Raw genomic sequence first — 12,211 nt, 5'->3', positions numbered from 1 at the left:
TCCGGAGTTGTTATGTCTGACGCGACCTCCCAGAAGATTCCCGTGACCGTGCTGACCGGCTATCTCGGCGCCGGCAAGACCACGCTGCTCAACCGCATCCTGTCGGAGAACCACGGCAAGAAATACGCTGTCATCGTCAACGAATTCGGCGAGATCGGCATCGACAACGACCTCATCATCGGCGCCGATGAGGAAGTGTTCGAGATGAACAACGGCTGCATCTGCTGCACCGTACGAGGCGACCTCGTCCGCATCATGGACGGCCTGATGAAGCGCAAGGGCAAGTTCGACGCCATCATCGTCGAGACCACCGGTCTTGCCGATCCCGCCCCCGTCGCGCAGACTTTCTTCGTCGATGAGGACGTGCAGAAGAACGCCCGGCTCGATGCGGTCGTGACGGTCGCCGACGCCAAATGGCTGTCCGACCGTTTGAAGGATGCACCAGAGGCCAAGAACCAGATCGCCTTTGCCGACGTCATCGTTCTGAACAAGACCGACCTCGTCAACAAGGGCGAGCTCGCCGAGGTCGAGGCCCGCATCCGCGGCATCAATCCCTATGCGAAGCTCCATCGCACCGAGCGCTGCGCGGTGGCGCTGGCCGACGTGCTCGACCGCGGCGCCTTCGATCTCGACCGCATCCTCGACATCGAGCCGGCTTTCCTGGAGGCCGACGATCATGACCACGATCATGATCATCACGGCCACGATCACCATCACCATGATCACGGCCACGGTCTGAAGCACTATCACGACGAGGAGATGCAGTCGCTCTCGCTCAAGACCGACAAGCCGCTCGATCCCAACGTGTTCATGCCCTGGCTGCAGAACCTGGTGCAGGTCGAGGGCGGCAAGATCCTGCGCTCCAAGGGCATCCTCGCCTTCCACGACGACGACGATCGCTACGTCTTCCAGGGCGTCCACATGATGCTGGAGGGCAACCACCAGCGGAAGTGGAAGGAGGGCGAGCCGCGCGAGAGCCGCCTCGTCTTCATCGGCCGCGAATTGCCCGAAGAGGCGATCCGCAAGGGTTTCGAGAGCTGCATCGTCTCGTGATGAAAGAGTTTACGCCCGCGCCCGAGTCCGCTTCGATCGTTTCCGTCACCGACCGCGTCAAGCCGATTGCGCTCGGCATGGCCGTGACCTCGGTGCATTTCCTGAAGGATCGCGCTGCCTTCGTCGGCGGCGAGGAGAACGTCGCATTCGTCGATGCCAATTGCGAGATCACCACGGTTGCCGTGCATAGCGGCGGCATTCTCTCGACCGCCTCCGACGGCAAGCGTCTCGTCATGGGCGGCGACGACGGCAAGGTCGTCTCGATCGATGCCAAGGGCGAGGTGACGCTGCTCGCCACCGATCCCAAGCGGCGCTGGATCGACGCGGTGGCGCTGCACGCCGACGGCGCGTTCGCCTGGTCGGCCGGCAAGACCGCGACCGTCAAGAGCGGCAAGGCTGAGGAGAAGTCGATCGACGTGCCCTCGACGGTCGGCGGCCTTGCCTTCGCGCCGAAGGGCCTGCGGCTCGCAATCGCGCATTACAACGGCGTGACGCTGTGGTTTCCGAACATGGCGGGATCGGCCGAATTCCTGCCCTGGGCCGGCTCGCATCACGCGGTCACCTTCAGCCCCGACAACAAATTCCTGGTCACCGCCATGCACGAGCCGGCGCTGCACGGCTGGCGGCTCGCCGACAACAGGCACATGCGCATGACCGGCTATCCGGGCCGCGTCCGCTCGATGTCGTGGAGCGCCGGCGGCAAGGGGCTGGCGACCTCGGGCGCCGACACGGTGATCATCTGGCCGTTCGGCAGCAAGGACGGTCCGATGGGCAAGGAGCCCGCGATGCTCGCGCCGCTGCAGGCGCGCGTCTCCGCGGTCGCCTGTCATCCCAAGAACGACATCCTCGCCGCCGGTTACAGCGATGGCACCGTGCTGATGGTCCGTCTGGAGGATGGCGCGGAGATCCTGGTCCGCCGCAATGGCACGCCGCCGGTGGCCGCGATCGCCTGGAACGCCAAAGGCACGCTGCTGGCCTTTGCCGACGAAAATGGGGACGGCGGTCTGCTCGAGCTTTAATCTGTCATGGTTCCCGCCGTATAGGGAACCATGCGATTTCTGACGACCTTCCAGCTTGCCGACTTTGGCGACACCCTGGTCAGCCTGATCACGGCCTTCGTGCTGGGCACGCTGATCGGCGCCGAACGGCAATACCGTCAGCGCACCGCGGGGCTGCGCACCAACGTGCTGGTCGCGGTGGGCGCTGCCGCCTTCGTCGATCTCGCCATGCAGCTGGATGGCGCCGACGGCGCGGTCCGGGTGATCGCCTATGTCGTCTCCGGCATCGGCTTCCTGGGAGCCGGCGTCATCATGAAGCAGGGCATGGATGTGCGCGGGCTCAACACCGCGGCGACGCTGTGGGCCTCGGCCGCGGTCGGCTCCTGTGCGGGCGCCGACATGATCGCACAGGCGGCCGCGCTGACCGTGTTCGTCATCGCCGGCAACACCATGCTGCGCCCGCTGGTCAACGCCATCAACCGCATCCCGCTGAACGAGAAGGCGCTGGAGGCGACCTACTATCTCAAGCTCGCAGTTGCGGCCGACGCCTTGCCCGACATGCGTGACCGCCTCGTCGACAAGCTCGAAGCGGCGAAATATGCCGTGGCCGATATCGAAGTCGCCGAGATCAGCGAGGGCATTCTGGAGATCGCCGCCAAGCTGGTTGCGACCGCGGTCGACCCGAACGAGCTGAACGCGGTCGCGACCGATCTGCAGCATCTGCCAGGCGTCCGGCATGCAACATGGGAAGTCAGCACGACGGAGTAGCGCGGCGTTTTGGCGCGTGCGGGTGGGTTCCGCGCGTTTTCAGGTTCCGGAACCGGCGCGCCCCAGTTTCGTTGATTCCGCGAACAAAGGCGGTGATCGACATGCCCGGCCGAGATGACAAACGTAGACTGAAGCTCAACCTGACAATCGCCGGTGCGCTGTTCGCAGCAGGCGTTGCGGTGTCGGTGATGTCCCTGGCGCAAATCCGCGCCGAAAGCCGCATGCAGCTGGCGCAGGCGACGCCCCCGCTCCAGGGCACCCCGTCCGACGAACAGAGCAAGGTGCCCGCGGAGGCGAAGCCCGGCGGTGATCGCCCGACCACGCCGGCCCCCGAGCCGGCACGGCCGGATCCGCAGACTCAGGGCGCGGCTGGTGCGGCCAAACCGGCGCTGCCGCCGGCCCCGGCCGAGAAGATCGCGCCGCCGATGGAGAAGAAGTAGTTTTTCCGGTCATTCCGGGGCGCGCGAAGCGCGAACTACGGTGCGCAATTGCGCACCGGAGAATCCATTTACCTGCAGAGTCTGCCGCCCGATGGATTCCGGGCTCGCGCCAATTGGCGCGCCCCGGAATGACGGGCGGAGAGAGCCCGCCTCACCGCACCAGAATATTCCGGAACTGCCAGGGATCGCTGGTGTCGATATCTTCCGGGAACAGTCCCGGACGATCCGTCAACGGGGTCCAGTCGGTATAAAAACCCTTCACCGGACCGAGATAGGGCAGCTGAATTTCGAGCAGGCGCTCGAAATCCATCTCGTCGGCCTCGACGATGCCTTCGTTCGGGTTCTCCAGCGCCCAGACCATGCCGCCGAGCACGGCGGAGGTCACCTGCAGGCCGGTGGCGTTCTGGTAGGGCGCGAGCTCGCGGGTCTCTTCGATGGAGAGCTGCGAGCCGAACCAATAGGCGTTCTTGTCATGGCCGAACAGCAGCACGCCGAGCTCGTCGATGCCGTCGACGATCTCGTTCTCGTCGAGGATGTGGTGCTTCTCCTGCATCTTCCCGGCGCGGCCGAACATTTCATGCAGCGACAGCACGGCATCGTCGGCCGGATGGTAGGCATAGTGGCAGGTCGGCCGGTAGATCGCCTTGCCCGACGCATCGCGCACGGTGAAGTAATCGGCGATCGAGATCGACTCGTTGTGGGTGACGAGGAAGCCATACTGGGCGCCGCGGGTCGGGCACCAGGTGCGCACGCGCGTGTTGGCGCCGGGCTGCATCAGATAGATGGCAGCGCCGCAGCCGGCTTCATGGGTGTGCGCATTCTCGGGCATCCATTTCTCGTGGGTGCCCCAGCCGAGCTCGGATGGCTGCATGCCTTCCGACAGGAAGCCTTCCACGGACCAGGTGTTGACGAAGACGTCAGGCTCCTTCGGCTTCTTCGAGCGCTGGGTATCGCGCTCGGCGATGTGGATGCCCTTGATGCCGGCCTGCCGCATCAAATCCGCCCATTCGCCCTTGGTCTTCGGCCTGGGCGCATTTAGCTTCAGATCGGCCGCGACATTGAGCAGCGCCTGCTTGACGAAGAAGGAGACCATGCCGGGATTGGCGCCGCAGCAGGACACGGCCGTGGTCGAGCCGGCGGGGCGCGCCTTCTTGGCGGCCAGCGTCGTTTCGCGCAGCGCGTAATTGGAGCGCGCTTCCGGACCCTTCGAGGAATCGAAATAGAAGCCAAGCCAGGGCTCGTTGACGGTGTCGATGTAGAGCGCGCCGAGCTCGTTGCAGAGCTCCATGATGTCGGTCGAGCCGGTATCGACCGACAGATTGACGCAGAACCCCTGGCCGCCGCCCTCGGTGAGCAGCGGGGTCAGCACCTCGCGGTAATTGTCCTTGGTCAGCCCTTTCTGGATGAAGCGGACATTGTGCTTCTCGCAAAGCGCCTTGCGGCCCTCGTCCTTGGGGTCGAGCACGGTGATGCGGGACTTGTCGTAATCGAGATGCCGCTCGATCAGGGGCAGCGTGCCTTTGCCGATGGAGCCGAAGCCGACCATGACGATGGGGCCGGTGATCTTCGCGTAGATCTGCGAGGGAGGGCTCATGGGATGGATTCTCCGGAACGTGCTGGCAGTGAGGGATGGATCAGGCGCTGCAGCGCTTGTCAGATGCTGCGGCGCTTGGCGGTGACTTCAATCTCGACCTTCATCTCGGGCCTCGCCAGGGCAGAGACGACCAGCAAGGTCGCCGCCGGCCTGATGTCGCCGAGGACCTCGCCGCAGACGGCGAAGTGGTCATCGATATAGCTGGCGTCGGTCACGTAATAGGTCGCACGGACGATATCGGCCATCTCGAATCCGCCCTCCTTCAGGGCGGCGGCGATGGTCTTGAAGCAGTTGCGTGACTGGCTCGTGACATCTGATGGCATCGTCATCGTGGTGTAGTCATAGCCGGTCGTTCCCGCGACGAAGGCGAACTCGCCGTCGATCACGGCACGGCTGTAGCCGACGGACTTCTCGAGCGGGGAGCCGGTGGAGATCAGGCGACGGGACATGGTCATGGGCCTCGACTGAAGGGGGTGTTTCGCGGGGTTAAAGGGCGTTTCCGGCGCCTGCGCAACCCCAAAGGAACGGGCCTCGCGCAGGCGCGGCAGGGCGTCGCCACTCGATGCGGCTGCGGTCTTCGCTACGCCAGCGATCCCTCAGGCCGCGTGCGCCTCAGGCGCGCGAACCGACCTCCGTTTGGGCAGGGCCGCGCCGGTCGGGACGATCATCCCGGCGGCGCCATCAAGCGCGCCATCAGTGAACTCGATCGCCAGCAGGCGGTTGCGCTCGAACGGGCCGGGCAGCGACAGCTCGGCGGTCTTCTCGGCTGTGAAGCCGAAGCGGGCGTAATAGGGGGCATCGCCGAGCAGGATCACGGCGCCATGCCCGCGCGCCCGGGCGGCAGCCAGCGCTTGTTGCATCAGCGCGGCGCCGATCCCGAGCTCGCGGCAGGCAGGGTCGACCGCCAGCGGTCCGAGGACCAGAGCGGGCCTGCCTCCGGCGCTGACATGCCACAGCCGCACGGTTCCCACGAGCTTGCCCTCGCGCATCGCCGACAGGGCAAGGCCTGCAGCGGGCGCGCGTCCGTCGCGCAGGCGCTGGCAGGTGCGGCCATGGCGGTTCTCGCCAAAGCAGGCATCGAGCAGCGCTTCACGCGTCGCGACGTCTCCAGCACGTTCCGCACGGATCACGAACGGAGCGGCTTTCGAGGTGAGGGCAACTTGCGGCTTCCGAGGAGCAGTCATGGCACGTCAGTCCCCGCTTGAACCGGCGTGCGCACAGCACGCCTGTCCAAGACGTCGTCAGAAATCGAGATGTTGGATGAGGAGCCGGCGGACCGGCTCCCGGGTTCGTCAGGCCTCTGGAAAAGAGAGGCGGATCAGATGTGGTACGTCCGCAGCGGCGGAATGCCGTTGAACGCCACCGACGAGTAGGTCGACGTATAAGCCCCGGTGCCTTCGATCAGCACCTTGTCGCCGATCTCGAGCGTCACCGGAAGCGGATACGGGGTCTTCTCGTACAGCACATCGGCGCTGTCGCAGGTCGGACCTGCGAGCACGCACGGGGTCATGTCCGCGCCGTCGTGACGGGTGCGGATGGCGTAGCGGATCGACTCGTCCATGGTCTCGGCGAGACCGCCGAACTTGCCGATGTCCAGGTACACCCAGCGCACCTCGTCCTCATCGCTCTTCTTCGAGATGAGCACGACCTCGGATTCGATGATGCCGGCGTTGCCCACCATGCCGCGGCCCGGCTCGATGATGGTCTCCGGAATCTGGTTGCCGAAGTGCTTGCGCAGCGCGCGGAAGATCGAGCGGCCGTAGGTGACGACCGGCGGCACGTCCTTCAGGTACTTGGTCGGGAAGCCGCCGCCCATGTTGACCATGGACAGGTTGATGCCGCGCTCGGCGCAGTCGCGGAACACCTGCGAGGCCATCGCCAGTGCACGGTCCCACGCCTTCACCTTGCGCTGTTGCGAGCCGACATGGAAGGAGATGCCGCACGGCTCCAGGCCCAGGCGCTTGGCGAGGTCGAGCACCTCGACCGCCATCTCCGGGTCGCAGCCGAACTTGCGCGACAGCGGCCACTCGGCGCCGGCGCAGTCATAGAGGATGCGGCAGAACACCTTCGCGCCGGGAGCGGCGCGGGCGATCTTCTCGACCTCGGCGGCGCAATCGACCGCGAACAGGCGAATGCCGAGCGCGAAGGCGCGAGCGATGTCGCGCTCCTTCTTGATCGTGTTGCCGAAGGAGATGCGGTCGGGCGTCGCACCCGCAGCCAGCGCCATCTCGATCTCGGCGACCGTGGCGGTGTCGAAGCAGGAGCCCATGGACGCCAGCAAGGCCAGCACTTCCGGCGCCGGGTTCGCCTTGACGGCATAGAACACGCGGCTGTCGGGCAGCGCCTTGGCGAAGCTCTGGTAATTGTCGCGCACGACCTCGAGGTCGACGACGAGGCACGGCTCGGTGTCGAGGCCTTCGTTGCGGCGGTTGCGCAGGAATTCCTGGATACGTTCGGTCATGGCACTCTCCAACGGTCCCAGCGACGGGAGCCGTATCAACGTGACGTCTGATGAGAGTGCTTCGGCCGCATCGCGCGATGGAGGCGCGCTGGGGCCAAAAAACTCAAACCAGACTGTGCTGCCGTGGATTGGTTGGGAGAGTTTCCCGCCCGCTCACCTGGCAATGAAGGACAAGCCTTTTCAGTAGCCCGCGCCGGCGTTGGACTGCCGGTAGAGACCAAAAAAGCCCGATCCGTCGTTGCTTTAAGTCGCGTCCCCCGTTGAGAGCGGGGTGCGCCGGTTCGCCTCCGGCTGCCAGTCACGGTTGCAAAGAGCGAAGTCACCTTCGACATGGCATCTCTTTGAGAGAGATGCTGGGCGCTCCGGGTTTGCTTCGGTCGCTCGACGTTTCAGTCTCGACTTCCGCACTTCCGAAGAGCCCCTCGGCTTCTTCACCCCTTGGCGGCTGTCCGGCCTCTTGTCCGGATACCTACCGACTGACACACGACCACAGGCACGTGCGAAATTGGGCAAGTCCGCACATAAGCGTTTTGACTCTGGTTCGCAAGAATTTTTTTAGGCTGCGGACAGGATTGCCTAACATCTGCTTGCGCACTGTTGCGCGAGCGACGCGGAAGATGAACGCGCGTTAAGTTTTCGCCGCGCAGCGCGTGCTGCCCACGCGCGAGACGCGTCAGCCGCGCTTGGTGAAGGGCTCGATGCGCTGAGCGCCGCGGATGAAGGCGGTCATCACGAGCACGCCGAGTGCGAACAGCACGGCCTGCAGGATATGGGCGCCCTGATCGCCGAGCCCGAACAGGATCGCGAGCGCCCAGCCGCCGGCAAACGCCGCGCCGAACACCTCCGCGCCGATCAGGATGGCGGCGCTGATGACGGTGATGACGCTGGACCAGACGATCTGGCGGGGCGATGAAGAAGGCGCGTTCATGGTTTCAGAGAGTCCTGGCTTCGAGGGCCGCAATCTCCCCGAAAAGGAGGCTGGGGGCAAGGGCAAACGGCCCAAAAAAGCCCCACGCGTGCTATAGCTGGCCGCAACAATCGAGCCACGAAATCCGGGACTTGTGATGTCAGAACCCCGCCAAACTACGGACGCCGAGACCAATCCGCTGCTGAAGGCCTGGGTGACACCGTTCGCGACCCCGCCCTTCGACGAGATCAAGCCGGAGCATTTCCTGCCGGCCTTCGAGCAGGCCTTCGCCGACCACGCCGCCGAGATCGCGGCGATCACCAACGATCCCGCGGCGCCCGACTTCGCCAATACCATCACGGCGCTGGAGCGCTCGGGCAAGCTCCTGAGCAAGGTCGCGGCGGTCTTCTACGACCTCGTCTCGGCGCATTCCAACCCGGCCATCCTGGAGATCGACAAGGAGGTCTCCTTGCGGATGGCGCGGCACTGGAATCCGATCATGATGAACGCCGTGCTGTTCGGCCGCATCGCCCATCTGCACGAGAACCGCGCGGGTCTCGGTCTCACGCCCGAGCAGCTCCGCCTCTTGGAGCGCACCTACACCCGCTTCCACCGCGCCGGCGCCGGCCTCTCCGAAGAAGCCAAGGTGCGGATGGCCGAGATCAACGAGCGGCTGGCCCAGCTCGGCACCGGCTTCAGCCACCATCTGCTCGGCGACGAGCAGGACTGGTTCCTGGAGCTCGGGGAGTCCGACCGCCAGGGCCTGCCGGAGAGCTTCGTCGCCAGCGCCAAGGCTGCGGCGGAAGAGCGCGGCATGGCAGGCAAGGCCATCGTCACGCTGTCGCGCTCCTCGGTCGAAACGTTCCTGAAGAGCTCCGCCCGGCGTGACCTCCGCGAGAAGGTCTACAAGGCCTTCATCGCGCGCGGCGACAACGGCAACGCCAATGACAACAATGCGACCATTGTCGAGATCCTGAAGCTGCGCGAGGAGAGCGCCGGGCTCCTGGGCTATCCGACCTACGCCGCCTACCGGCTCGAGGACTCCATGGCCAAGACGCCGGACGCGGTGCGCGGCCTGTTGGAGCGGGTCTGGAAGCCGGCCCGCGCCCGCGCGCTTGCCGACCGCGACGAGATGCAGGCGCTGATCACGGAGGAGGGCGGCAATTTCAAGCTCGCCCCTTGGGACTGGCGCTTCTACGCCGAGAAGCTGCGTCTGCAGCGCGCCAATTTCGACGATTCCGCGATCAAGCCGTATCTCGGTCTCGACAACATGATCGCCGCCGCCTTCGACTGCGCCACGCGCCTGTTCGGCGTCACCTTCGAGGAGCGCAAGGACGTTCCGGTCTGGCACCCGGACGTCCGGGTCTGGGAGATGAAGGACAGGGGCGGCAAGCACAAGGCGCTGTTCTATGGCGACTACTTCGCCCGGCCGTCCAAGCGCTCCGGCGCCTGGATGACCTCGCTGCGCGACCAGCAGAAGCTCGACGGCGACGTCGCGCCGCTGGTTCTCAACATCTGCAATTTCGCCAAGGGCGCCGGCGGCGAGCCGTCGCTGCTGTCGCCCGACGATGCCCGCACCCTGTTCCACGAGTTCGGCCACGGCCTGCACGGCATGCTCTCCAACGTGACCTATCCCTCGCTGTCGGGCACCTCCGTGTTCACCGACTTCGTCGAGCTGCCGTCACAGCTCTACGAGCACTGGCAGGAGCGGCCCGAGGTGCTGCAGAAGTTCGCCCGCCACTACCAGACCGGCGAGCCGCTGCCGGACGACCTGCTGCAACGCTTCCTCGCCGCGCGAAAATTCAACCAGGGCTTTGCCACGGTCGAGTTCGTCTCCTCGGCGCTGGTCGACCTGGAATTCCACACCCAGCCGGCCGCCGCCGCGCAGGATGTCCGCGCCTTCGAGAAACGCGAGCTGGAGAAGATCGGCATGCCCGAGGAGATCGCGCTGCGTCACCGGCCGACGCAGTTCGGCCACATCTTCACCGGCGACCATTACGCCGCCGGCTATTACAGCTACATGTGGTCGGAGGTGATGGACGCCGACGCCTTCGGCGCGTTCGAGGAGGCCGGCGACATCTTCGATCCCGCCGTGGCCAAGCGCCTGCACGACGACATCTATTCGTCGGGCGGATCGGTCGATCCGGAAGCCGCCTACGAGGCGTTCCGCGGCCGCCCGCCGGAGCCGGATGCGCTGCTCCGCCGCCGCGGCCTGCTCGAAGACGCCAGGGCAGCCTGATGAGCATGCGCGCCCTGTTCGGATACCTGCTCGCCGCCGCGATGACGCTCGCGGCCGGGGCAGCGAATGCACATCCGCATGTCTGGATCACCGCCACCAGCGAATTGCTCTATGCTGCCGACGGCAGCGTCACCGGCGTGCGCCACGCCTGGACCTTCGACGACATGTTCTCGGCCTATGCGGTGCAGGGGCTCGAGAGCAAGACCAAGGGCGCATACACAAGCGAGGAGCTGAAGCCCCTGGCGCAGACCAACGTCGAGTCCTTGAAGGAATACGCCTACTTCACCTTCGCCAAGGCCGACGGGAAGAAGGAGCGGTTCCAGGAGCCGGTCGACTATTTCCTCGACTACAAGGACACGGTGCTGACCCTGCACTTCACCTTGCCGCTGAAGAATCCGGTCAAGCCCAGGCAGCTGGTGCTCGAAGTGTTCGACCGCTCCTTGTTCATCGACTTCCAGATGGCCAAGGACAGTCCGGTCAAGCTGGTCGGTGCGCCCGCGGGGTGCCAGATGAAGCTGGAGCGGCCGAACGACGGCACCGCGAGCGCGCAGAAGCTGAACGAGCAGACCTTCCTGAACGGTGAGAACTCGAATTTCGGCATGATGTTCGCCAACAAGATCACGGTGGATTGCCCTTGAAGCCGCAACTCTCTTCGCTTGCGCGTGGGCTGCTCGCCACTGCCGCTGTGCTGCTGGTCGTGGCCGTGACTGATGCCGCCCTTCATGATCTTCTCGCGCAAAACCCGTTCGGTGCGCCGCGACCGGCGCAGGCGGCCCAGCCTGAAGCAAGCGGCCTCATCGGCTGGCTGCTCGCCAAGCAGTCGGAATTCTATCGCCAGATGTCGGCGACGATCCGCGCCGCGAAGTCCGATGGCTCGGCGGTGTGGACGCTGCTGTTCATCTCGTTCGCCTACGGCATCTTCCACGCCGCCGGTCCCGGCCACGGCAAGGCGGTGATCGCCTCCTATCTGGTCGCCAACCGCGAGACGGCGCGGCGCGGCATCGCGCTGTCCTTTGCCTCGGCCCTGATGCAGTCGCTGGTCGCGATCCTCATCGTCGGCATCTCGGCCTGGCTGCTGAATGCGACGGCCAAGACGATGTGCAAGGCGGAAGGCGTGATCGAGATTGCGAGCTACGCCCTGATCGCGCTGTTCGGCCTGCGCCTGGTCTGGGTCAAGGGCCGCACCTTCATCCGCGCATTTCAGGCCATCCAGCCGGTGCCGGCGATGGCGGGCGTGCCGCACGACCATGATCACCACCATCATGATGCGCATGATCATCATCACCACGATCACGGCCATGATCAACACCATGGCCACGGCCACGCTCACCATCACCACGGGCACGACCACGTCCACGACGAGCATTGCGGCCATTCCCACGGACCCACGCCAAGCGAACTCGCCGGCCCCGGCGGCTGGCGGCGCGGCTTCGCTGCGATCCTGACCGTCGGCATCCGCCCCTGCTCGGGCGCAATCCTGGTCCTGGTGTTCGCGCTGGCGCAGGGCCTGTTCTGGGCAGGGATCGCCGCGACCTTCCTGATGGGGTTGGGCACCGCGATCACGGTGGCGGCCATTGCTGTCGTTGCCGTCTCCGCCAAGGACATTGCCGCCCGCCTCAGCGCCGGACGCGACGGCGGTGGCGCGCTGTTTATGCGCGGCATCGAGTTCGGCGCCGCGAGTCTGGTCCTGCTGTTCGGCGTCGGCCTCCTGTTCGGCTACATTGCCGCCGAACGGACCACGTGTTTTTGAG

12 protein-coding genes are annotated in these 12,211 nt (G+C 65.5%); 7 read left to right on the top strand and 5 right to left on the bottom strand.

Features of this window, described 5'->3' with window-relative positions:
* Positions 1-12: 12 nt before the first annotated feature.
* From N2605_RS30455 to N2605_RS30440, 4 genes are all read left to right on the top strand, one after another.
* A complete protein-coding gene (locus tag N2605_RS30455; protein ID WP_035997707.1) occupies positions 13-1,053 on the top strand; it encodes a CobW family GTP-binding protein in 1,041 nt (346 codons plus the stop codon).
* A complete protein-coding gene (locus N2605_RS30450; RefSeq protein WP_225156703.1) occupies positions 1,053-2,072 on the top strand; it encodes a WD40 repeat domain-containing protein in 1,020 nt (339 codons plus the stop codon). The genes N2605_RS30455 and N2605_RS30450 overlap by 1 nt, the downstream gene beginning before the upstream one ends.
* A gap of 30 nt (positions 2,073-2,102) precedes the next feature.
* Positions 2,103-2,819 (top strand): MgtC/SapB family protein, encoded by a 717-nt coding sequence (locus tag N2605_RS30445; protein ID WP_260344517.1) that lies wholly within the window; start codon positions 2,103-2,105, stop codon positions 2,817-2,819.
* Positions 2,820-2,920: 101 nt separating this feature from the next.
* Positions 2,921-3,259 (top strand): hypothetical protein, encoded by a 339-nt coding sequence (locus N2605_RS30440; protein WP_192893073.1) that lies wholly within the window; start codon positions 2,921-2,923, stop codon positions 3,257-3,259.
* A 151-nt stretch (positions 3,260-3,410) separates the two neighbouring features.
* Here the strand turns inward: N2605_RS30440 and N2605_RS30435 are convergent, their stop codons facing one another.
* The 5 genes from N2605_RS30435 to N2605_RS30415 form a co-directional block, all read right to left on the bottom strand.
* Positions 3,411-4,853 carry a homospermidine synthase gene (locus tag N2605_RS30435; protein WP_225130140.1) on the bottom strand — a complete coding sequence of 481 codons (1,443 nt, stop codon included), beginning with the start codon at positions 4,851-4,853 and terminating at the stop codon, positions 3,411-3,413.
* 59 nt (positions 4,854-4,912) lie between these two features.
* The gene (locus N2605_RS30430) at positions 4,913-5,302 is read right to left on the bottom strand and encodes a RidA family protein (protein WP_036021421.1); all 390 of its coding nucleotides are present in this window, start codon (positions 5,300-5,302) and stop codon (positions 4,913-4,915) included.
* Between the two features lie 147 nt (positions 5,303-5,449).
* Positions 5,450-6,037, bottom strand: coding sequence for a GNAT family N-acetyltransferase (locus N2605_RS30425; protein ID WP_035997718.1), 588 nt, complete (start codon positions 6,035-6,037; stop codon positions 5,450-5,452).
* A 134-nt stretch (positions 6,038-6,171) separates the two neighbouring features.
* Positions 6,172-7,314: a type III PLP-dependent enzyme gene (locus N2605_RS30420; protein WP_035997723.1), complete on the bottom strand. Its 1,143-nt coding sequence runs from the start codon at positions 7,312-7,314 to the stop codon at positions 6,172-6,174.
* Between the two features lie 673 nt (positions 7,315-7,987).
* Positions 7,988-8,242 (bottom strand): hypothetical protein, encoded by a 255-nt coding sequence (locus tag N2605_RS30415; protein ID WP_036021364.1) that lies wholly within the window; start codon positions 8,240-8,242, stop codon positions 7,988-7,990.
* Between the two features lie 136 nt (positions 8,243-8,378).
* Here N2605_RS30415 and N2605_RS30410 point away from each other — a divergent pair, with 136 nt between their 5' ends.
* From N2605_RS30410 to N2605_RS30400, 3 genes are read left to right on the top strand one after another with little or no spacing between them, the layout of a single operon-like run.
* Positions 8,379-10,460, top strand: coding sequence for a M3 family metallopeptidase (locus tag N2605_RS30410; RefSeq protein WP_036021365.1), 2,082 nt, complete (start codon positions 8,379-8,381; stop codon positions 10,458-10,460).
* Complete coding sequence (locus N2605_RS30405; protein ID WP_225185238.1) at positions 10,460-11,098, top strand: DUF1007 family protein; 639 nt, start codon at positions 10,460-10,462, stop codon at positions 11,096-11,098. Before N2605_RS30410 ends, N2605_RS30405 begins: the two co-directional genes overlap by 1 nt.
* Positions 11,095-12,210: a nickel/cobalt transporter gene (locus N2605_RS30400; RefSeq protein WP_225149308.1), complete on the top strand. Its 1,116-nt coding sequence runs from the start codon at positions 11,095-11,097 to the stop codon at positions 12,208-12,210. Before N2605_RS30405 ends, N2605_RS30400 begins: the two co-directional genes overlap by 4 nt.
* Position 12,211: the final 1 nt, after the last annotated feature.

Source organism: Bradyrhizobium yuanmingense (assembly GCF_025200905.1).
GTDB lineage: Bacteria > Pseudomonadota > Alphaproteobacteria > Rhizobiales > Xanthobacteraceae > Bradyrhizobium > Bradyrhizobium yuanmingense.
Note: the sequence above shows the minus strand (reverse complement) of the source record. Positions and strands in the feature narration are given on the sequence as shown.